The sequence below is a fragment of the Microbacterium sp. nov. GSS16 genome, from assembly GCF_028198145.1.
Taxonomy (GTDB): Bacteria; Actinomycetota; Actinomycetes; order Actinomycetales; family Microbacteriaceae; genus Microbacterium.
Genome location: NZ_CP116338.1, coordinates 2210676 through 2230322, shown reverse-complemented (window position 1 = coordinate 2230322; position 19647 = coordinate 2210676). Strand labels below are relative to the sequence as shown.

Sequence of the window (19647 nt, the reverse complement as noted above, 5' to 3'; positions counted from 1 at the left end):
AAGGGGTTCAGGGAAGCTTCAGCGATTATAGGTCATCGAACAATGCCACGCCGTCGGGGTGGCTGATGCCGAGATGCCGGTACGCCTCCGGCATCGCGATGCGTCCGCGCGGTGTGCGACCGAGGAATCCGATGCGCACCAGGTATGGCTCGACGACGCTCTCGACGGTCTCCGCCTCCTCGCCGACCGCGACGGCGAGAGTGCTCAGGCCCACCGGTCCGCCGCGGAAACGGCGCACCAGCGCGTCGAGCACGGCGCGGTCGAGCCGGTCGAGGCCGATGGCATCGACGTCGTACAGGTCGAGGGCCGCCCGCACGTCGGAGATGGATGCCGCGGAACCGCCGCCGTGCACCAGCGCGTAGTCGCGCACGCGACGCAGCAGCCGGTTCGCGATGCGGGGCGTTCCGCGGGATCGTCGCGCGATCTCGCTGAGCGAGTCGTCGGGCAGCCCCACCCCGAGCACACTAGCCGAACGAGCGATCACGCGCTCCAGATCGTCGTCGTCGTAGAACTCCAGATGCCCGGTGAAGCCGAAGCGGTCGCGCAGCGGATTGGGCAGCAGACCAGAGCGGGTCGTGGCCCCGACGAGGGTGAAGGGGGCGAGTTCGAGAGGGATGCTGGTGGCGCCGGCGCCCTTGCCGACCATGATGTCGATGCGGAAATCCTCCATCGCCAGGTACAGCATCTCCTCCGCGGAGCGCGCCATGCGGTGGATCTCGTCGATGAACAGCACCTCGCCCGGCGTGAGACTCGACAGCAGGGCTGCGAGGTCGCCGGCGTGCTGGATCGCCGGCCCGCTCGACAGGCGCAGCGGGCGGCCGCTCTCGTGGGCCACGATCATCGCGAGGGTTGTCTTGCCGAGCCCCGGTGGGCCCGCGAGCAGGATGTGGTCGGCCGGGCGCTCCTGGATCCGCGCGGCTTCGAGCAGCAGCTGCAGCTGACCGCGCACCTTCGGCTGCCCGACGAACTCGTCGAGGCTGCTCGGACGCAGCGCGCCCTCGATCGCGAGCTCCGTGTCGTCGAGCGCCTCGCCGGCATCGCGCGCGTCGTCAGCCACGCTTGGCCCCAGGGCCCATGGCGGCGAGCGTGCGACGCAGCAGCGCCGGAACCGACTCGCGCTCCGCGTCGGTGGCATCCTCCGCCGACAGTGCGGCGGCTTCGGCGGCGACCTTCTCCGACCAGCCCAGTCCGACCAGTGCCGCGGCGACCTGCTCGACGGTGGCGGTCGCGGGTGCGCTGGCGGGGGCCGATGCCACGCGCGGCTGGACCTTGCCGGCCAGCTGCACGACGATGAGCTTCGCGGTCTTGGGCCCGATGCCCGAGACCCGCCGGAACGGGGCGTCGTCTTCAGCAGTCACGGCCTCGGCGATCTGGTCGACGGTGAGGTGGGACAGCACGCCCAGCGCAGACTTCGGCCCGACGCCGGTGACGCTGAGCAGCTGACCGAAGATCTCGAGCTCGTCGCGGTCGCTGAAGCCGAAGAGGGTCAGTGCGTCTTCGCGCACGATCAGGCTGGTGTGCAGCTGAAGCTGATCCCCGATCACCGCGGTGTGCGCCACGTCCGCAGGCACGAATACCGAGAAACCGACTCCGCCCGTCTCGATGACGACATGGGTCGATTCGGCATGCAGCACGGTGCCGCGCAGAGACGAGATCATGCGGTCAGCCTATCGAGCAGGTCGTACATCCGTTCGACCGACACGGGTACGCGGCGGCATCGAGCGTCCGCGGGTGCCGCGCTCGGCGTCGGCCCACGCCTGCTGCGCGGGAGTGAGCCCTGCGCCGGCAGCCGCCACCGCGGCGCCCCCGCGCCATGCATGACACAGGGCGATGGCGAGGGCGTCAGCGGCATCGGCCGGCTGCGGCGGGGCATCCAGCCGCAGGATGCGGGCGATCATCGACTGCACCTGGCGCTTGTCGGCCGAGCCGTAGCCGGTGACCGCGGCCTTCACCTCGCTGGGGGTGTGAGTCGCGGCGGGCAGACCCGCCTCCGCGGCGATGAGCAGGGCGACGCCGGATGCCTGGGCCGTGGCCATCACCGTCTGGACGTTGTGCTGGGCGAAGACCCGCTCGACGGCTACCGCTGCGGGCCGGTGCTCGTCGATGACAGCGCGGATGCCTGCGGCCACGGCGGCCAGCCGCGTCGACAGATCGGCGTCGACGGGAGTGCGCACCACCCCGACGTGCACGAGCGACGCGCGGCGCGATCGGTCTACGTCGACGATCCCGATGCCGCACCTGGTCAGGCCGGGATCGATGCCGAGGACGCGCAGAGAGCTCACTCCCCCAGGCTAGGAGCACGCGGAAGGCCCCGAGCGCAGGCGCGCCCGGGGCCCTCCGCCTGGGTCCCTGACCCTGCCGACGGATTACTCCTCGTCGTCGTTCTCGAGCTCCGCCTGCACCTCGGGGGTCAGGTCGAAGTTCGCGAACACGTTCTGCACGTCATCGCTGTCTTCGAGCGCGTCGATGAGGCGGAACACCTTGCGCGCCGTGTCTGCATCGATCTCGACCTTGAGGTTGGGAACGAACTCGACGTCAGCGGAGTCGTAGTCGATGCCCGCATCCTGCAGACCGGTGCGCACCGCCACCAGGTCGGTCGCCTCGGCGATCACCTGGAAGCCATCGGCGTGCGGCTCGACCTCCTCAGCACCCGCCTCGAGCGCCGCCATCATGACGTCGTCCTCGGTGGTGCCCTCTCCGCCTACCACGATGACGCCCTTGCGGGTGAAGTTGTAGGCGACCGATCCGGGATCGGCGAGCGTTCCTCCGTTGCGCGTGAGAGCCGTGCGCACCTCGGCGGCAGCACGGTTCTTGTTGTCGGTCAGACACTCGATCATCAGGGCGACGCCGTTGGGTCCGTAGCCCTCGTACATGATCGAGGTGTACTCGACAGCCTCACCGCCGATGCCGGCGCCGCGCTTGACCGCGCGGTCGATGTTGTCTTTCGGGACCGACATCTTCTTCGCCTTGAGCACGGCGTCGAAGAGCGTCGGGTTGCCCGCCTGGTCGGCTCCGCCGAGCTTCGCGGCGACCTCGATGTTCTTGATGAGCTTCGCCCACGACTTGGCGCGACGGGCGTCGATGACGGCCTTCTTGTGCTTGGTCGTGGCCCACTTGGAATGCCCGGACATATGTCTCCGCTCGTCGTCTGCGCCCGGAGTCGCCTCCAGGGCGTCGTCCATTCTATCGAACCCTTGCCCTCCGGTCCGCGTGCACCGCGGCCGCCTGATGCGCTCCCACGATGCGGCCGCACGGTTCGCGGCACCTGCCGGGTGAGTCAGACCGCGAGGCTCGTGTCGCCCGACCGACGCCGGTGCGCCGCGATGATGCCGGATTCGGGCAGGGCGACCGGCTCATCCATCGCCTGATCCGCCGTCCATCCCGTCCAGTCCTCGCCGAGCGGCCACGATCCTTCCGCTTCCAGCAGCTCCTCCGCAGCCAGATCGGCGATCCGGCGCACCGCATCGGCCTGTGCTGAGGTGAACCTCCCCTGCGCGACGTTCGCGGCGAGTTCGTCGGCATCCTTCAGCCAGACGTCCTCGGCTCCCGGATGCTCGGCATCCACCCAGAGGTCGAGCACGAGGTCGCGCGTGAACACCTGCGCAACATCGCCCCCGAGCCGTCGGTGCGGCAGCTCGAGGTTGATGTAGGTGCCGGCGGGCGCCCCATCGGGGGTGCGGAAGAACCACACCGACCACGGCCGTCCGGTCGGGGCTGCGCGCAGCAGCCCGGGTCCCGTCCACGCCGACTCCCGGATCCGCCACGGCGAGCGGAACCGCTCCTCGAGCGGCACGTCTCTCACGTGCTCCCCCGCGACGGGCACCGGATCGAGGCGCGCCGATCCGGTCGGGATCCACGTGACCAGACCACGCGGATCGTCCCGCACGACACGGGCCGCCTCGATGGTGCGACCGTATCTCCACAGAATGATCTGGCCGGGTGTGAAGCGCGGGGCGGTCTTGCCGGCGGACGGCACAGCAGACAGCAGAGCGTCATCCGCGTGCGCTCCGTCGTGCAGCGGATGCTCGAGAAGCCCGATCGCGTCGTCGAGGGAGCACGCTCGATCGGCGAGCATCGTCCAGGCGAGCCCCCTGCGGCCGACGAGTTCGACCGTGCCGCCGCTCGCGCTGACGCTGGTGCTTCCGAGCGGCAGTCTCATCCCGTCACGCTATCAAGGCGTCGTCCGGTGGCCTGGCCACGCGGGCCGTCGCGTGTCAGGCCCGCGCCGCGACGCGGTTCAGGAAGCGCTCGTGAAATCGCGTCTCGCCCGAGATCTCGGGGTGGAAGCTGATTCCGAGCAGGTTCCCCTGCTCGACGGCGACGACGGTGCCGTCGTCGAGTGACGCCAGCACGGTGGCATCCGGTTCCACCGTCTCGACGACCGGCCCGCGGATGAACGCCGCGTGCACCGGCTCGACCCCCAGCGCCGGCACTCGGACCGGTCCCTCGAACGAGTCGACCTGCCGCCCGAAGGCGTTGCGCCGCACCGTCACATCGAGGCCGCCGAAGGTCTGCTGTCCGTCGATCGCATCGACCAGTCGATCAGCCAGCAGGATCAGTCCCGCGCAGGTGCCGAACACCGGCATGCCCTCGCGGATCGCCGTACGGATCGGGTCGGCGAGGCCGAACATGCGGGCGAGCTTGTCGATGACGCTGGACTCGCCGCCGGGGATCACGAGGCCGTCGACGGAGGCGAACTCCGCGGGTCGGCGCACCCGCACCACGTCCGCGCCGAGGCGCTCGAGCACGGCGGCGTGCTCGCGCACGTCGCCCTGCAGTGCGAGCACCCCGACGCGAGGCATCGTCACCAGCCGCGCTCGGCGAGGCGGTGCGGCGCCGGAAGGTCGGAGACGTTGATGCCGACCATGGCCTCGCCGAGTCCGCGCGATGCCTCGGCGATCACCTTCGGGTCATCGTAGAACGCGGTGGCCTTCACGATCGCCTTCGCGCGGGCGACGGGGTCACCCGACTTGAAGATGCCCGATCCGACGAACACGCCGTCGGCGCCCAGCTGCATCATCATGGCGGCGTCCGCCGGAGTGGCGACGCCGCCCGCGACGAAGAGCACGACCGGCAGCTGACCGGTCTCGGCGATCTCAGCGACCAGCTCGTAGGGCGCCTGCAGCTCCTTCGCGGCGACGTACAGCTCGTCCTTCGACAGCGCGCCCAGCGCGGCGATCTCACCGCGGATCTTGCGGATGTGCTTCATCGCCTCGGAGACGTCGCCGGTGCCAGCCTCCCCCTTCGAGCGGATCATCGCCGCCCCCTCGGTGATCCGGCGCAGCGCTTCGCCGAGGTGAGTGGCACCGCAGACGAACGGCACGGCGAACGGCCACTTGTCGATGTGGTTCACGTAGTCGGCGGGAGAGAGCACCTCGGACTCGTCGATGTAGTCGACGCCGAGCTCCTGCAGCACCTGCGCCTCGACGAAGTGGCCGATGCGCGCCTTCGCCATGACGGGGATCGAGACGGCGTCGATGATGCTGTCGATCATGTCGGGATCGCTCATCCGCGACACGCCGCCCTGCGCCCGGATGTCGGCGGGCACCCGCTCGAGCGCCATGACTGCGACGGCCCCGGCGTCTTCGGCGATCTTCGCCTGCTCGGCGGTGACGACGTCCATGATGACCCCGCCCTTCAGCATCTCGGCGAGACCGCGCTTGACGCGCTGCGATCCGGTGGTGGGGGTCTGATCGGTGGCTGCCATGATCACTCCTTGTTGTGACAATCCGCACTTTGGCCTATGCCAAACGATAGCACCATAGAATCGGGACGATGGACGCGATGATCACCGGCACCTCGGCGGCCGAGATAGCCGACAGCGTTCGCGCTCTGCGCGAGCGCGGCACGCTCCGGGCGGGCGATCCCCTGCCGCCGGTGCGCGAACTGGCGACGACCCTGGGGGTGAACCGCAACACCGCCGTGTCCGCCTACCGCCAGCTCGCGCAGGCCGGACTCGTCGTCTCGCGCGGTCGCGCGGGCACCGTGATCGCCGGCGGTGCGCCCGTCGCTCAGGAGGGCGTGGCCGACACGGTGCTGCGCGACGTGGCATCCGGAAACCCCGATCCCGCGCTCATCCCGGATCCCACCCCCGCGCTGGGACGCATCGTCGGCCGCCCCGTGCTGTACGGCGAGCCCGTGATCGACGCCGGTCTCGAGCAGTGGACGCGGGAGTGGATGCTGGCCGACCTGCCCCGCGACGACCTGCATGTCGTCGTCACCAGCGGCGCCGTCGATGCTGTCGAACGGCTGCTCGCCCAGGCGCTCACGCGCGATGACGCTGTGGCGCTGGAGGACCCGTGCTTCCTCTCCAGCATCCACACGGTGCGTCTCGGCGGCTATCGCGCCGTGCCGGTCGCCGTCGACGATCAGGGCATGACGGTCGACGGACTGCGGGCTGCTCTCGACGCCGGCGTGCGCGCCGTGATCAGCACGCCCCGCGCGCAGAATCCGACCGGGGTAAGCCTCTCCCCCGAACGCGCTGCGGCCCTGCGCGAGCTGCTCGCCGATCATCCCTACGTGCTGATCATCGAAGACGACCACTTCTCGCTGCTCTCACCGCACCCGTACGCCTCGCTGATCTCGACGACGCATCGCCGGTACGCGCTCATCCGCTCGGTGTCGAAGTTCCTCGGGCCGGATATGTGCCTGGCTCTCGCCGGCACGGATCCCACCACCGCCGAGCGACTCGCGATGCGTCTCAGCCCCGGCACGACCTGGGTGAGTCACCTTCTCCAGCGGCTCGCGCACGCCCAGCTCACCGACGACGGCGTCCGAGCGCAGATCGCCGGCGCCGCCGAGCACTACGCCGACCGCAACGCCTCCTTCGCCGCGGCGCTCGAGGCGCGCGGCATCCCGACTGTGTCGACCGACGGGCTCAGCCTGTGGGTGCAGCTCGAGACGACAGCGCGCGCGGCCGCCGAGAGCCTGATGCGCCGCGGCTGGCTCGCCCGCCCCGGCGACGAGTTCCTGCTCGACGAGACGGCCGGTCCGTCGCGGCACCTGCGCCTCACCGTGCACGATCTGTCGGATGCCGAGGCCGCCCGCCTCGTCGACGATCTCACCGCGGCGGCAGTGAGAGGATGACAGGATGAAGATCCTCTCGATCCAGTCGGCCGTCGCGCACGGCCACGTCGGAAACTCCGCCGCCGTCTTCCCGCTGCAGCGACTCGGCGTCGACGTGCTGCCGGTGTACACGGTGAACTTCTCGAACCACACCGGCTACGGCGCGTGGCGCGGACCGATGATCGATCCGTCCGACGTGCGCGAGGTCGTCACCGGCATCGAGGAGCGCGGCGTATTCGGTCAGATCGACGCGGTGCTCAGCGGCTATCAGGGCGGCGAGGGCATCGCCGACGTCATCATCGACGCCGTCGCCAGGGTGAAGGCAGCCAATCCGGATGCCGTGTACGCATGCGACCCCGTGATGGGAAACGCGAAGTCGGGATGCTTCGTCGCGCCGGCGATCCCCGTGCTGCTGCGTGACAGGGTCGTGCCGGTCGCCGACATCATCACGCCGAACCAGTTCGAGCTGGGCTTCCTCACCGGCACCGAGCCGTCGGACCTCGAGTCCACGCTCGCGTCGGTCGACGCCGCGATGGCGATGGGGCCGTCGACCGTGCTCGTGACCTCCGTCGAGCGGCCCGACCGGGAGCAGGGCACGATCGAGATGCTCGTCGCCGACGCCACCGGGGCGTGGCTGGTCGCCACCCCGCATCTGCCGATGAAGGCCAACGGCTCCGGCGATGTGACCGCGGCGCTGTTCACCGCGCATTACACGTCTACCGGCGACGCGAAGCTCGCTCTGGAGCGCACGGTGTCGAGCGTGTTCGACCTGCTGCAGAACACCCTCGAATCGGGAGACCGGGAGCTGCGTCTCGTCGAGTCGCAGGAGGCCTACGCCAACCCGCGCATGCAGTTCACCGCACGCCAGGTGCGCTGACGCTCGGCAGGCTCAACGCCTGAGCGGGCTCAGCGCCTCGGCGGGCTCAGTGCGGCCAGGCGTTCGCGACGGCCTCGCGGATCTCGTCGAGCAGCTGCGGCAGCGCTTTCGTCTTCGCGATGATCGGGAAGAAGTTGGCGTCGGTCGCCCACCGAGGCACGATGTGCTGGTGCAGGTGGGCGGCGACGCCCGCCCCGGCGACCTCCCCCTGGTTCATGCCCAGATTGAACCCGTCGCAGCGCGAGACCTCGCGCAGCACCCGCATGCCCGTCTGCGTGAGCGCACCGATCTCGGCGACCTCTTCGGCGGTGGCCTGGTCGTAGGTGCCGATGTGACGGTACGGGCAGACGAGCAGGTGACCCGAGTTGTACGGGAACAGGTTCAGCACGACGAACGCGGTCTCGCCGCGAGCGACGATCAGCCGCTCCTCGTCCGGATGCTTCGGCGCCTCACAGAACGGGCACTCGTCGCGCAGCGGCTGGGGCCCCGCCTGGATGTAGGCCATCCGGTGCGGAGTCCACAGCCGCTGGAACTCATCGGGCACCCCGATCAGCCGGCTGCCGTCTTCGGGATCGGTCACACCAGATCCTCAGAGGTCATCACGCGCGCGTGGCCGGCGATCGCAGAGCGGATGCGCGACACGGCATCCGCGATCGGCACGCCGTTCTCCTGCGTTCCGTCGCGGAAGCGGAACGAGACCGTGCCTGCGGCGCGGTCCTGCTCACCCGCGATGAGGATCACGGGCACCTTCGCCGTGGTGTGGTTGCGGATCTTCTTCTGCATGCGGTCGTCGGAGTGGTCGACGTCGGCGCGCACGCCGGCATCGCGAAGCTGACCGATCACGCCGTCCAGGTACTCGGCGTACTGGTCGGCGACGGGCACGCCCATCACCTGCACAGGAGCCAGCCACAGCGGGAAGTCTCCGGCGTAGTGCTCGAGCAGGATGGCGAAGAACCGCTCGACGGAGCCGAGCAGTGCGCGGTGGATCATCACCGGCCGGTGCTTCTGCCCATCGGGACCGGTGTACTCGAGCTCGAACCGCTCGGGCTGATTGAAGTCGAGCTGGATGGTCGACATCTGCCAGGTGCGCCCGATCGCATCGCGCGCCTGCACCGAGATCTTCGGGCCGTAGAACGCCGCTCCCCCGGGGTCGGCGACGAGCTCGAGGCCCGACTCGAGGGCGACCTCGCGTAGGGTGTCGATCGCGGTCGTCCACTGCTCGGGCTCACCGAGGAACTTGTCGTTGCCCTCTTCGTTCGTCGACAGCTCGAGGTAGAAGTCGTTCAGACCGTAGTCACGCAGCAGGGTGAGCACGAGGTTCAGATTGGTCGCGAGCTCGTCGCGCACCTGGTCCTGCGTGACGTAGATGTGCGCATCGTCCTGCGTGAGCCCTCGCACGCGGGTGAGGCCCGAGAGCGTGCCGCTCTTCTCGTAGCGGTACACGGTGCCGAACTCCGCCATGCGCAGCGGGAGCTCGCGATAGCTGCGCCCGCGCGAACGGAAGATCAGGTTGTGGAACGGGCAGTTCATCGGCTTCAGGTAGTAGTCCTGGCCCTGCCGGGTGATGTTCCCCTCTTCGTCGCGCGCCTCGTCCAGATGCATCGGGGGGAACATGCCGTCGGCGTAGGTCTGCAGGTGACCGGAGGTCATGAACAGATCCTTTTTGGTGATGTGCGGACTGTTCACCACCTCGTAGCCGTTGCGCAGCAGGTGTCGACGCAGGTTCTCCTCGATCTCGTAGCGGATGATGCCGCCCTTGGGGTGGAACACCGCGAGCCCCGAGCCGATCTCATCGGGGAATGAGAACAGGTCCATCTCGACACCGAGCTTGCGGTGATCGCGGCGCTCGGCCTCGGCCAGACGCTCCTGATACGCGCGCAGCTCGTCCTTCGACGGCCAGGCCGTGCCGTAGATGCGTTGCAGCTGCGGGTTCTTCTCACTGCCGCGCCAGTACGCGGCGGCGACGCGAGTGAGGTCCCAGCCGTTGCCGACCATGCGCGTGCTGGGCACGTGCGGACCGCGGCAGAGATCCTTCCAGGCGACCTCGCCGTCTCTGGTGACGTTGTCGTAGATCGTCAGCTCGCCTGCGCCGATCTCGGCCGATGCCCCCTCGGCCGCGTCAGCGCCCGAACCGGGGCCACCGGCGAGGTCGATGAGCTCGAGCTTGAACGGCTCATCGGCCATCTCGGCCCGGGCCTCGTCCTCGGTGACGACGCGGCGGGTGAAGCGCTGCCCTTCGCGGATGATGCGCTGCATCTCCTTCGAGATGGCCTTGAGGTCCTCCGGGGTGAAGGGCTCGTCGACGCCGAAGTCGTAGTAGAAGCCGTCGGTGATGGGCGGGCCGATCCCGAGGTTCGACTGCGGGCGGATGCGCTGCACAGCCTGGGCCAGGACGTGCGCGGTGGAGTGGCGCAGAATGGCGAGCCCGTCAGGGCTGTCGACGGTGACCGGCTCGACGACGTCGTCGTCTGCGACGGTGATGGCGAGATCCTTCAGCTCGCCGTTCACGCGCATGGCGATGACGGCACGATCGGTGAAGAGGGCGAAGCCGTCGCGCTGGTCGGCACGGGGCTGGGCGATGTCTGACACGGGTTTCTCCAGATAGACGATGGAAGTGGACGACTCAGCTGCAGGCGCGAACGCGCCCTGCCCGCTCAGGCGTCCGTAGTTCGCGCGACGACACCGGTGACAGAGGTCACGAGAGCGGTCGACGCGGATTCCATGTGCTGAAGTCTACGCCGCCGGCTCCCGGCGGCCCGCATCCGGGGGCGTGCAGACACAGGAAAGCCCCGGTGCGAGAGCGCCCGCTCTGCGCACCGGGGCCGGGCGTCGATCGTTTACCCGTTGACGATCGACGCGGGGTCGGAGGTCACACGCTCGTGTTACGACCCGAGACCGCCCTGATGAGCCACGCGATGACCGCGAGCGCAAGAAGGACCAGTCCGACCCACAGCAGGAAGTTCAGGGACTGCACGAGCCCACCCGTGATCGCCAGGATGATCGCGATCACCGCGATGATGATGAGAAGAGGATTCATGACCGCTCCTTTCCGTTCTGGAGCTCACTCGAGCTCCGATACGACGACAGTACGGCGATGGCTCGCCGCGGTCGTAGGGGGTTGACTCCCCGACTCGAACCGTGCGACGCGTGCCGTCGGCGTGCCGACGTCTGAGAAGCTGTGCGCATGAGCTCCCCCTCGATCGTGTGGTTCCGCGACGACCTCCGCCTCGCCGACAATCCCGCACTGCGGGCGGCGATCGACCGCGGTGAGCCGATCATCGCCGTGTACGTCCTCGACGAGGAGTCGCCCGGGCTCCGGATGCTCGGTGGCGCCGCGCGCTGGTGGCTGCACCACTCTCTCGCGTCGCTGCGCGAGCGGATCGAGGAGCGCGGGGGTTCGCTCGTGCTGCGCCGTGGCGCCGCTGCGCGCGTCATCGCCGAGCTGGTGACGCAGACGGGCGCCCGTGCGGTGTTCTGGAACCGCCGGTACGGCGGTCCGCAGCGGGAGATCGACACGCAGATCAAGACGGATCTCCGCGACGACGGGGTCGAGGTGCGCTCGTTCGCCGCATCCCTCCTCTTCGAACCGTGGACGGTGCGCACCGGGAGCGGCACGCACTTCTCCGTGTTCACCCCGTTCTGGCGCGCCTGCCTCGCCCTCCCCGCGCCGCGCGCTCCCCTACCGGAGCCGCACGAGCTCGAAGGGCCGTCGCGCGCGCCGGCATCCGATGATCTCGACGACTGGTCGCTGCTGCCCACCGCACCGGACTGGGCCGGCGGTCTGCGGGAGATGTGGGAGCCGGGCGAGCCGGCAGCGCGCGCACGACTGCGCGAGTTCCTCCGCGACGACCTGGCGCAGTACGACACCGCCCGCGACGAGCCGGCGGCCGGGGTCACGTCGCTGCTGTCGCCCCGGCTGCGGTGGGGCGAGCTGAGCCCGTTCACCGTCTGGCACGCGGCGACCGCACACGAGGGCTCAGGACGATTCCTCTCCGAGATCGGCTGGCGGGAGTTCGCGTGGCACACGCTCTTCCACTTCCCGCAGCTCGCCACCCGCAACATCCGCGCCGAGTTCGACGCTTTCCCCTGGCCCCGACTCAAGCCGACCCGTCTGGCCGCGTGGCAGCGCGGCGAGACGGGCATCCCTCTGGTGGATGCCGGGATGCGCGAGCTCTGGCACACCGGCTTCATGCACAACCGGATCCGGATGGTGACGGCGTCGTTCCTGATCAAGAACCTGCTCGTCGACTGGCGACGCGGGGAGGAGTGGTTCTGGGACACCCTGGTCGACGCCGACGACGCCTCCAACCCGTTCAACTGGCAGTGGGTCGCCGGTTCCGGCGCCGATGCCGCACCGTACTTCCGCGTGTTCAACCCCGAGCTGCAGGCGAAGAAGTTCGACCGCGACGGCCTGTACGTCAGCCAGTGGGCTCGGGATGCCCCGGCGGAGCCCATCGTCGATCTCGGCGAGACGCGCAAGGCCGCACTCGACGCGTACGAGCAGATGCGCCGGTCGCGCTGACCCGCGCGCTGTCGAGGACGCTAGAGCAGATCGGCCGGCAGATCATCGAACCCGCCGGCCTGCACGATGTCGAGCACTTCGAGGCGCGGCGGCAGCACGGCGATCCGCACGCGACTGTGCGGTGAGAGCAGGACGGAGACCTCCGCCCCCTCGGCGGTGCGGAAATCCACGAACCGACTGTGGGCGGCGGCTTCCTCGATGCGCACCTTCAGATCACCGATGTCCTCGTCGTGCCCAAGGGGCATGCTGTCGTCGTCGTCGATCACGATGATCGCGTGCTGCATCTGCCCTGTGGTCATGCCTGCGACCGTAATCACGCTGGCCGACTTGCAGGAGGGGGTTGCGCTCGGCGCATCCGCCAGCAACATTCTCGATGTGCGCGCGGGCCCGGAACGAGAAAACCCCCGGACTCGTCCGGGGGTCTCTGTCTGTGCGCGATACTGGGATCGAACCAGTGACCTCTTCCGTGTCAGGGAAGCGCGCTACCGCTGCGCCAATCGCGCCTAGAAGGCTGTTCAGTTGTCAGAGAGGTGGCGACGGGATTCGAACCCGTGTAAACGGCTTTGCAGGCCGGTGCCTAGCCTCTCGGCCACGCCACCGCGAGGTGGATTCGAACCCACATGCCGAAACCCCCTGAAGGGGGCTCCTGCACTCGAGCGGATGACGAGACTCGAACTCGCGACCCTCACCTTGGCAAGGTGATGCGCTACCAACTGCGCTACATCCGCATATTCTGTTTTCGTTTCCGGCGTCCCGGGCACTTGAAATACATTAGCCCAGGATCAGCGCATCACCAAACCGCTCCACGCCGCCGGGCGTGTCTTCACCCGCCCCTCGAGCCGCCACGCCCGGCTGGCCGCACGGTGTCAGGACGCAAGCGCGGATCGGGTATGCTTTCTGACTGTGCCACCGTGCACGACACAACTCCACAAGGGCGATTGGCGCAGTTGGTAGCGCGCTTCCTTCACACGGAAGAGGTCGTCGGTTCGAGTCCGGCATCGCCCACCAGCCCGAGGCCCCCGTCAGTGATCTGCCGGGGGCCTCGTCGTGTGTGACGGGCGCATCGGGGCACGCCCCGTAGCACAGACGGACGCGAATCGCGCCCCCGTTCACACATCCGCGCGCGGCGATCAGGCTGAACGCATGCTTCACCGGATCGCAGACGACGCCCCCCTTCTTCTCGTGCACGGCTACGACCTCGGCGCCCGCATCTGGTCACGAGTGCGTGAGGGTGCGCGCGGCGCCCCGATGCGGCTGCTCGGCCATCGCGCGGTGTTCGTGCGCGGCGAGGAGGGCGTGAGTCTGTTCTACGACGAGACCCGCGTCGCCCGGCACGGCGCCATGCCGCGCTTCGTCCAGGAGACCCTGTTCGGGCACGGATCGGTGCACAGCCTCGACGGCGCGGACCACCGTCATCGCAAGGCCACTTTCGTCGACGTCGCCTACGAGGACGAGCAGGTGCGCCGCCTGGAGCCGGAGCTCGAGCGCGAGTGGCGGCGCGAGCTCGACGAGTGGATCGCGGGCGGCGACCGCACGGCCTACGACGCCGCCGTCGGGGCCTTCGGTCGCGCCGGCATGCAGTGGGCGGGCCTTCCCGGCTCCGACGACGCGCGCACCAGATGGGCGGGGCGGCTCGCGCAGATCGTCGACGGCTTCGGCCGCCCCCTCTCCCCCGCCTTCGCCGAGGCGCTGTTCAACCGCCTCTGGTCCGACCGACGTGCGGCGCGACTCATCCGCGATGTGCGCGCCGGCACCCTCACCCCGCCCGAGGGGACGGCGCTGCACGAGTGGGCGTGGCATCGCGGAGCGGATGGAAGGCTTCTCCCCGAGCGGCTGGCCGGGGTCGAGCTGCAGAACAGCATCCGTCCGCTCATCGCCGTCGCACGCTTCGTCGCCTACGCGGCGAAGCAGCTCCTCGAGAACCCGGACTGGCGCCTGCGCATCCATGCCGAGACGGCGCGCAGCGGGCGACTCGTGGGCGGGCAGCTCGCTGTGGCGTTCGCCCAGGAGATCCGCCGGACGTCGCCGTTCGTTCCGATGCTGCCGGGGCGGGCGATCACCGACATCGACTTCGACGGGCAGCACGTTCCGGCGGGTGGGCGCGTCGTCATCGACATCCTCGGCACGAACGTCGACGACGCATCGTGGGACGATGCGAGCGAGTTCCAGCCGCAGCGTTTCACCCACCGCCCCGATTACGAGGCGATCCCGGCGTTCATCCCGCACGGTGGCGCCGACGTCGCCACGGGCCACCGCTGCCCGGGCGAAAAGCTCGCGATCGCCGGCCTCTCCGCCGCCATCGCCGCTCTCAGCGACCCACGCGTGCGGATCGACCCCGAGGGCCTCGACGTCGATCGACGCCGGCTGCCCACGATGCCGGCATCCGGCGGCTGCGTGCACGCGGCGGCCGCGCAGCGCGCAGACACCGGCCGAGACGACGACCGAGACCACGAGCACGAAGACGAGCACGACGAGCAGAGGAGCATCTCATGAAGGCACTGACCTGGCACGGCAAGCGCGACGTCCGCATCGAGCAGGTGCCCGACCCGGGCATCCTCGAGCCGACCGACGCGATCATCCGCGTCACCTCCACGGCGATCTGCGGTTCCGATCTGCATCTCTACGAGCTGCTCGGCCCGTTCATCGACCGGGGAGACATCCTCGGCCACGAGACGATGGGCGAGGTCGTCGAGGTCGGTTCCGCGATCGAGAATCTGACCCCCGGCGACCGCGTCGTCATCCCGTTCAACATCTCGTGCGGCACGTGCTGGTTCTGCCGGCGGGGTCTGCAGTCGCAGTGCGAGACGACCCAGGTGCGCGAGTACGGCAGCGGCGCCGCCCTGTTCGGGTACACGAAGCTGTACGGGCAGGTGCCAGGTGGGCAGGCGGAGTATCTGCGCGTGCCGCTGGCGGACTACAACCACGTGAAGGTCGGCGGCGCCCTGCCAGACGATCGCTACCTGTTCCTCAGCGACATCCTGCCCACGGCATGGCAGGGGGTCGAGTACGCCCACATCCCCGCCGACGGCACCGTCGTCGTGCTCGGGCTCGGTCCGGTCGGCCAGTTCGCCGCCCGTATCGCCCGCTTCCGCGGGCACCGCGTGCTGGCCGTCGACCCTGTTCCCGAGCGCCGCGCCATGGCCGCCCGGCACGACATCGAGGTGTTCGACCTCGACGACGACACCGTTGCGCATCTTCGCGACCTGACGGCCGGCCGCGGCGCCGACTCGGTGATCGACGCGGTCGGGCTCGAAGCGCACGGCAGTCCGGCGACCTCCCTCGTGCAGCAGGCGGTGGGGCTGCTGCCCGATCCGCTGTCGCGACCCATGCTCGAGCACGCCGGCGTCGACCGGCTCGCCGCGCTGCACGCCGCCATCGACTTGGTGCGTCGCGGCGGCACGGTCTCGCTGAGCGGTGTGTATGCGGGCGACGCCGACATCCTGCCGATGAAGACGATGTTCGACAAGCAGATCGCTATGCGGATGGGCCAGTGCAACGTCAAGCGCTGGACCGATGAGATCCTGCCCCTCGTGGAGGACGACACCGATCCGCTCGGCGTGATGGACCTCGTCACCCACCGGGCTCCCCTCGACGACGCACCCGACCTGTACCGCACGTTCCAGCGCAAGGAGGACGGCTGCATCAAGGTCGTGCTGAGTCCTGGCGCCACGCAGTCGGCGCACGCGCCCGCCGGCGACGGCGCCCTATGATCGGCTTCACCGGCACGCGAACGCTGCCGCGGGCAGAACGGTGGCGCACATGAACGACTCACGCATCGTCGTATCCGGTGCGAGCGGTCTGATCGGCGGGGCGCTCACGCGGTCGCTTCGCGGGGACGGCGTGCGCGTGGTGCACCTGGTTCGGCGTCCCGCCCGCAACGGCGACGAGATCGAGTGGCTCACCGGCGGCAGGCTCCACCCCGACGCGCTCGCGGGCGCTGCCGCCGTCGTGAACCTCAACGGCGCCAGCATCGGCCGGCTGCCCTGGGGCGCCGGCTACCGGCGCACGCTGCGCGAGTCGCGACTGCGGCCCACCTCGGTTCTCGCTGACGCTCTGCTCTCCCTGAAGGCCGATGCCCCTCCCCTGCTGTCGGCGTCGGCGGTGGGATATTACGGCGATCAGCCCGGCATCCGTCTGGACGAGAGTGCGGCATCCGGTGAGACCTTCCTCGCCGGCCTCTGCGTCGAGTGGGAGCGGGAGGCGATGCGGGCTGCCGCAGCGACGCGCGTCGCGCTGCTGCGCACCGCGCCGATCCTGCATCCGGATGCCGTGCTGAAGCCGATGATCGCCCTCACCCGCCTCGGGCTCGGCGGCCCGCTCGGATCAGGGCGGCAGGTATGGCCCTGGATCTCCCTGGAAGACGAGGTTCGAGCGATCCAGCACATCATCGACTCCGACCTGCACGGTCCGGTCAATCTCACCGGACCGCATCGGGCGACCGCTGGCGGGATCGGTCGCACCCTGGCTTCCCTGCTGCATCGGCCGTACCTCATCCCGGCGCCCGCCTGGACGCTGCGTCTGGGTCTCGGACGCGCCGCCGCAGACTCCCTGCTGCTGGCCGACGCCGACGCCGTGCCCGACGCGCTGACCCGCAGCGGGTTCGCATTCCGGCATCCCACCGCGCCGGAGGCTCTCGTCGCCGCGCTCGACTGAGCGACCACCAGCGTCGACGGCGGTTCACGTGACACAGCGGGGGTGCCCATGGCACCGCTGCGGGGCGCCGGCATAAGACACGTACGTGCCTTGCCGTCGCCCCACAGGGGTGCTAGCGAAGAGTGCTCAGGCCCGAGCCCGTGCCACGGCGGCGCGAGCGGGCTGCGGCTCCGAGAAGATCACCACGATGATCACGGTGATACCCACCACCACGTGGGGCACCCACGCGTTGGGGGCAGCGGAGATGAAGCCGAACAGCAGCGGCGACAGCGCCAGGAAGAGGCTGGCGACCACGTCGAAGACGAGGTGCACCGGCATCGGGATCAGCTTGAACGGTCCCCACTCGTAGCTGGTGAAGAGGCTGTAGACGATGAGGCCGACCCCCAGGACGATGGGGATCACGACGGCGGGTCCGCCCATTCCCGCGAAGCCGAAGAGCCAGGGAGCGACGATGAGCGCGGCTCCCACCAGGTAGTCGAGAACGCCGTGGACTTTCGTGGGAATGAAGCGCATGATTCCTCCTTGATCGGTCGAGCCGCGGACGGCGGCTCGGAGGGTGTTCGTCACTCCGGTCCGATCGGATTGCATGCCCGACGCTGCGCCTCAGTCCCGAGCCCACCCGTACCGGTCGACGAGCGCGCGGGCGATGCGACCATAGCGGGCGACATCGAGCACCGCCGCCTCTCTGCGCATGCCGTCGTGGTGCACGCTGTACAGCTGCTCGATGTCGACCCACGACTCGCGCCCCTGCGCGTCCCAGGCGCCGGACCCGATCGAGATGAAGTCCCCATCGCGCTCATGGGCTCTGCTCGTCATCCGCACCGCGTAGACGCGGTCGGAGCCGTGCCGCCCGATTACCAGCACCGGCCGGTCCTTGCCCCGTCCGTCGTTCTCCGCGTAGGGCACCCAGGTCCAGATGATCTCCCCGGAGTCGGGCAGGTGATTGCGCGAGGGCGAGTAGCCGACGCTCACACCGCCGACGCGCTCGGGGTCGACCTGCACGGTCTCGGCCCCGGGCATCCTGCCGGCCGAGGAGTCCCCCTCGGGTGTCGATCGGCTGCGGTCCGGTCGCAGGGTGGCACGCCGGCGGGGGCGGGCCTGCTGCCCGCCCCCGCTGCGCCCCGACAGCGCCCTGCCGAGAAGGTCGACGATGACCGAGAGGATCCTGCTGCCCGAGCTCACCCGCCCACCATAGCGGCGGGTGACGGCGCGAGCGCGTAGCCCTCCTCGCCGTGCACGGCCAGGTCGACACCGGCGAGCTCATCCTCGCCGGTGACGCGGAAGCCGATCGTCTTCTCGATCGCGAAGCCGATCGCGTAGGCGACTACGAACGAGTAGACCATCACTCCCCCGGCCGCGATCACCTGCACGGCGAGCAGCCGCAGATCACCTCCGGTGAACAGGCCCTGCCCGGTGGCGAAGAAGCCGAGGTACACGGTTCCGAGCAGCCCGCCGACGAGGTGCAGGCCCACGACGTCGAGCGAGTCGTCGAACCCGAGCCGGAACTTCAGATCCACCGCCAGTGCGCACGCGACCCCCGACAGCGCTCCCAGCAGCAGCGCCCATCCCGGCGTCAGGTCGGCGCAGGCGGGAGTGATCGCGACGAGACCCGCGACCAGGCCCGAGACCGCTCCGACCGAGGTCGGCTTCCCGACCCGCAGCTTCTCGACGAGCACCCAGCCGAGGATTCCTGCGGCAGCGGCGCCCAACGTGTTGATCGCGATCAGACCCACACCGCCCATGTCGTCCGAGAGCCATTCGGCCCCGGCGTTGAACCCGAACCATCCGAACCACAGCAGCGCCGCGCCCAGCAGCGTCAGCGGCACGTTGTGCGGCTTGTTGAGCTCGCGCCCGAAGCCGATGCGCTTGCCCAGTACGAGAGCCAGCGCGAGGGCTGCGGCGCCTGCGTTGATGTGCACGGCGGTGCCGCCGGCGTAGTCGATGACCGCCACTCCGCTGTCCTCCCCGAACAGCTCCGTGCCGAGGTTCATGATCCAGCCGCCGCCCCACACCCACGCGGCGATCGGGAAGTAGCCGATCGTGCCGAAGATGCCCACGAAGATGAGCCAGGGGCCGAAGCGCGCCCGATCGGCGATCGCACCCGAGATGAGCGCGACGGTGATGATCGCGAAGGTGGCGCCGTACGCGACTCCGAGCAGGGCGACGTTGGCGTCCGGTCCCGCCGATGCCGCCGCCAGGCCGAGATCGGCGAACGGGTCGCCGGCGAAGTGCGACGGAGACGCGACGCTGCTCATCGAGTAGCCGTAGAGAACCCAGAGCACAGCGATCAGACCGATCGCGCCGAAGCTCATCATCATCATGCTGATGACGCTCTTCGCCCTGACCAGACCACCATAGAAGAACGCCACCCCGGGCGTCATCAGCAGCACGAGCGCCGTCGCGGTGACCACCCACGAGACATTGCCTGTGGCATCCATGTCGAAACCTCCTCCGTTGAACGAACGAGGTCAGTCTGGGCTCCTGATGTTTCCGGCGGGCACGCATCGTGTTTCCGGCACGTTACGCCGCG

At 69.5% G+C, this 19647-nt stretch carries 20 protein-coding genes and 4 tRNA genes; 7 read left to right on the top strand and 17 right to left on the bottom strand.

Translation table 11 applies throughout. The features are described from left to right. Positions 1-25: 25 nt before the first annotated feature. From ruvB to pdxS, 7 genes are all read right to left on the bottom strand, one after another. Positions 26-1057 (bottom strand): Holliday junction branch migration DNA helicase RuvB, encoded by a 1032-nt coding sequence (ruvB, locus tag PGB26_RS10635; protein WP_271637582.1) that lies wholly within the window; start codon positions 1055-1057, stop codon positions 26-28. Then, positions 1050-1658 carry a Holliday junction branch migration protein RuvA gene (gene ruvA / locus PGB26_RS10630; protein ID WP_271637581.1) on the bottom strand — a complete coding sequence of 203 codons (609 nt, stop codon included), beginning with the start codon at positions 1656-1658 and terminating at the stop codon, positions 1050-1052. Before ruvA ends, ruvB begins: the two co-directional genes overlap by 8 nt. A gap of 9 nt (positions 1659-1667) precedes the next feature. Then, positions 1668-2282, bottom strand: a complete 615-nt coding sequence (gene ruvC, locus PGB26_RS10625; RefSeq protein ID WP_271637580.1) for a crossover junction endodeoxyribonuclease RuvC — start codon at positions 2280-2282, stop codon at positions 1668-1670. Positions 2283-2366: 84 nt separating this feature from the next. Next, positions 2367-3131: a YebC/PmpR family DNA-binding transcriptional regulator gene (locus PGB26_RS10620; RefSeq protein WP_271639645.1), complete on the bottom strand. Its 765-nt coding sequence runs from the start codon at positions 3129-3131 to the stop codon at positions 2367-2369. A 146-nt stretch (positions 3132-3277) separates the two neighbouring features. Continuing rightward, positions 3278-4159 (bottom strand): DUF402 domain-containing protein, encoded by an 882-nt coding sequence (locus PGB26_RS10615; RefSeq protein ID WP_271637579.1) that lies wholly within the window; start codon positions 4157-4159, stop codon positions 3278-3280. Positions 4160-4214: 55 nt separating this feature from the next. Then, the gene (gene pdxT, locus PGB26_RS10610; protein ID WP_271639644.1) at positions 4215-4802 is read right to left on the bottom strand and encodes a pyridoxal 5'-phosphate synthase glutaminase subunit PdxT; all 588 of its coding nucleotides are present in this window, start codon (positions 4800-4802) and stop codon (positions 4215-4217) included. A gap of 2 nt (positions 4803-4804) precedes the next feature. Beyond that, complete coding sequence (gene pdxS / locus PGB26_RS10605; RefSeq protein WP_271637578.1) at positions 4805-5707, bottom strand: pyridoxal 5'-phosphate synthase lyase subunit PdxS; 903 nt, start codon at positions 5705-5707, stop codon at positions 4805-4807. A gap of 68 nt (positions 5708-5775) precedes the next feature. Here pdxS and PGB26_RS10600 point away from each other — a divergent pair, with 68 nt between their 5' ends. Both PGB26_RS10600 and pdxY read left to right on the top strand, forming a co-directional pair. Beyond that, the gene (locus PGB26_RS10600) at positions 5776-7086 is read left to right on the top strand and encodes an aminotransferase class I/II-fold pyridoxal phosphate-dependent enzyme (protein ID WP_271637577.1); all 1311 of its coding nucleotides are present in this window, start codon (positions 5776-5778) and stop codon (positions 7084-7086) included. A 4-nt stretch (positions 7087-7090) separates the two neighbouring features. Continuing rightward, the gene (gene pdxY / locus PGB26_RS10595; protein ID WP_271637576.1) at positions 7091-7942 is read left to right on the top strand and encodes a pyridoxal kinase PdxY; all 852 of its coding nucleotides are present in this window, start codon (positions 7091-7093) and stop codon (positions 7940-7942) included. A 46-nt stretch (positions 7943-7988) separates the two neighbouring features. On the opposite strand, the gene PGB26_RS10590 is transcribed toward pdxY, so the two are convergent. The 3 genes from PGB26_RS10590 to PGB26_RS10580 form a co-directional block, all read right to left on the bottom strand. After that, positions 7989-8522, bottom strand: a complete 534-nt coding sequence (locus PGB26_RS10590) for an HIT family protein (RefSeq protein ID WP_271637575.1) — start codon at positions 8520-8522, stop codon at positions 7989-7991. Next, on the bottom strand, positions 8519-10456 hold the full coding sequence (gene thrS, locus PGB26_RS10585) for a threonine--tRNA ligase (RefSeq protein ID WP_271639643.1): 1938 nt from the start codon (positions 10454-10456) through the stop codon (positions 8519-8521). Before thrS ends, PGB26_RS10590 begins: the two co-directional genes overlap by 4 nt. 355 nt (positions 10457-10811) lie before the next feature. Then, a complete protein-coding gene (locus PGB26_RS10580; protein WP_177243763.1) occupies positions 10812-10979 on the bottom strand; it encodes a hypothetical protein in 168 nt (55 codons plus the stop codon). Positions 10980-11126: 147 nt separating this feature from the next. Between PGB26_RS10580 and PGB26_RS10575 the strand changes: the two genes are divergently transcribed. Further along, positions 11127-12464 carry a cryptochrome/photolyase family protein gene (locus PGB26_RS10575; RefSeq protein ID WP_271637574.1) on the top strand — a complete coding sequence of 446 codons (1338 nt, stop codon included), beginning with the start codon at positions 11127-11129 and terminating at the stop codon, positions 12462-12464. A gap of 20 nt (positions 12465-12484) precedes the next feature. Here PGB26_RS10575 and PGB26_RS10570 read toward each other — a convergent pair whose 3' ends face one another. The 4 genes from PGB26_RS10570 to PGB26_RS10555 all read right to left on the bottom strand — a co-directional run bounded on the left by PGB26_RS10570 (position 12485) and on the right by PGB26_RS10555 (position 13192). Beyond that, positions 12485-12763 (bottom strand): hypothetical protein, encoded by a 279-nt coding sequence (locus PGB26_RS10570; RefSeq protein WP_271637573.1) that lies wholly within the window; start codon positions 12761-12763, stop codon positions 12485-12487. Positions 12764-12895: 132 nt separating this feature from the next. Then, positions 12896-12967: transfer RNA gene (locus tag PGB26_RS10565), tRNA-Val, on the bottom strand. A gap of 25 nt (positions 12968-12992) precedes the next feature. Next, positions 12993-13063: transfer RNA gene (locus PGB26_RS10560), tRNA-Cys, on the bottom strand. A 56-nt stretch (positions 13064-13119) separates the two neighbouring features. After that, positions 13120-13192: transfer RNA gene (locus PGB26_RS10555), tRNA-Gly, on the bottom strand. 204 nt (positions 13193-13396) lie between these two features. Between PGB26_RS10555 and PGB26_RS10550 the strand changes: the two genes are divergently transcribed. The 4 genes from PGB26_RS10550 to PGB26_RS10535 all read left to right on the top strand — a co-directional run bounded on the left by PGB26_RS10550 (position 13397) and on the right by PGB26_RS10535 (position 17117). After that, positions 13397-13472, top strand: a tRNA-Val gene (locus tag PGB26_RS10550). Between the two features lie 135 nt (positions 13473-13607). Continuing rightward, on the top strand, positions 13608-14957 hold the full coding sequence (locus tag PGB26_RS10545) for a cytochrome P450 (RefSeq protein ID WP_271637572.1): 1350 nt from the start codon (positions 13608-13610) through the stop codon (positions 14955-14957). Next, a complete protein-coding gene (locus tag PGB26_RS10540) occupies positions 14954-16174 on the top strand; it encodes a zinc-dependent alcohol dehydrogenase (RefSeq protein ID WP_271637571.1) in 1221 nt (406 codons plus the stop codon). The genes PGB26_RS10545 and PGB26_RS10540 overlap by 4 nt, the downstream gene beginning before the upstream one ends. Before the next feature lie 49 nt (positions 16175-16223). Further along, positions 16224-17117 carry a TIGR01777 family oxidoreductase gene (locus PGB26_RS10535; RefSeq protein ID WP_271637570.1) on the top strand — a complete coding sequence of 298 codons (894 nt, stop codon included), beginning with the start codon at positions 16224-16226 and terminating at the stop codon, positions 17115-17117. A 126-nt stretch (positions 17118-17243) separates the two neighbouring features. Here the strand turns inward: PGB26_RS10535 and PGB26_RS10530 are convergent, their stop codons facing one another. The 3 genes from PGB26_RS10530 to PGB26_RS10520 all read right to left on the bottom strand — a co-directional run bounded on the left by PGB26_RS10530 (position 17244) and on the right by PGB26_RS10520 (position 19555). After that, entirely contained in the window at positions 17244-17630 is a 387-nt protein-coding gene (locus PGB26_RS10530) for an SPW repeat domain-containing protein (protein ID WP_271637569.1), read from the bottom strand. Between the two features lie 90 nt (positions 17631-17720). Then, positions 17721-18299, bottom strand: a complete 579-nt coding sequence (locus tag PGB26_RS10525; RefSeq protein WP_271637568.1) for a type II toxin-antitoxin system PemK/MazF family toxin — start codon at positions 18297-18299, stop codon at positions 17721-17723. After that, complete coding sequence (locus PGB26_RS10520; protein WP_271637567.1) at positions 18296-19555, bottom strand: ammonium transporter; 1260 nt, start codon at positions 19553-19555, stop codon at positions 18296-18298. Before PGB26_RS10520 ends, PGB26_RS10525 begins: the two co-directional genes overlap by 4 nt. Between the last annotated feature and the right edge of the window lie 92 nt (positions 19556-19647).

Coding starts and splice junctions, on each gene's coding strand:
- ruvA (WP_271637581.1), bottom strand. CDS start 1,658: ATGATCTCGTCTCTGCGCGGCACCGTGCTGCATGCCGAATCGACCCAT.
- PGB26_RS10620 (WP_271639645.1), bottom strand. CDS start 3,131: ATGTCCGGGCATTCCAAGTGGGCCACGACCAAGCACAAGAAGGCCGTC.
- PGB26_RS10615 (WP_271637579.1), bottom strand. CDS start 4,159: ATGAGACTGCCGCTCGGAAGCACCAGCGTCAGCGCGAGCGGCGGCACG.
- pdxT (WP_271639644.1), bottom strand. CDS start 4,802: ATGCCTCGCGTCGGGGTGCTCGCACTGCAGGGCGACGTGCGCGAGCAC.
- pdxS (WP_271637578.1), bottom strand. CDS start 5,707: ATGGCAGCCACCGATCAGACCCCCACCACCGGATCGCAGCGCGTCAAG.
- PGB26_RS10600 (WP_271637577.1), top strand. CDS start 5,776: ATGGACGCGATGATCACCGGCACCTCGGCGGCCGAGATAGCCGACAGC.
- pdxY (WP_271637576.1), top strand. CDS start 7,091: ATGAAGATCCTCTCGATCCAGTCGGCCGTCGCGCACGGCCACGTCGGA.
- thrS (WP_271639643.1), bottom strand. CDS start 10,456: ATGCGCGTGAACGGCGAGCTGAAGGATCTCGCCATCACCGTCGCAGAC.
- PGB26_RS10580 (WP_177243763.1), bottom strand. CDS start 10,979: ATGAATCCTCTTCTCATCATCATCGCGGTGATCGCGATCATCCTGGCG.
- PGB26_RS10575 (WP_271637574.1), top strand. CDS start 11,127: ATGAGCTCCCCCTCGATCGTGTGGTTCCGCGACGACCTCCGCCTCGCC.
- PGB26_RS10570 (WP_271637573.1), bottom strand. CDS start 12,763: ATGACCACAGGGCAGATGCAGCACGCGATCATCGTGATCGACGACGAC.
- PGB26_RS10545 (WP_271637572.1), top strand. CDS start 13,608: ATGCTTCACCGGATCGCAGACGACGCCCCCCTTCTTCTCGTGCACGGC.
- PGB26_RS10540 (WP_271637571.1), top strand. CDS start 14,954: ATGAAGGCACTGACCTGGCACGGCAAGCGCGACGTCCGCATCGAGCAG.
- PGB26_RS10535 (WP_271637570.1), top strand. CDS start 16,224: ATGAACGACTCACGCATCGTCGTATCCGGTGCGAGCGGTCTGATCGGC.
- PGB26_RS10530 (WP_271637569.1), bottom strand. CDS start 17,630: ATGCGCTTCATTCCCACGAAAGTCCACGGCGTTCTCGACTACCTGGTG.
- PGB26_RS10520 (WP_271637567.1), bottom strand. CDS start 19,555: ATGGATGCCACAGGCAATGTCTCGTGGGTGGTCACCGCGACGGCGCTC.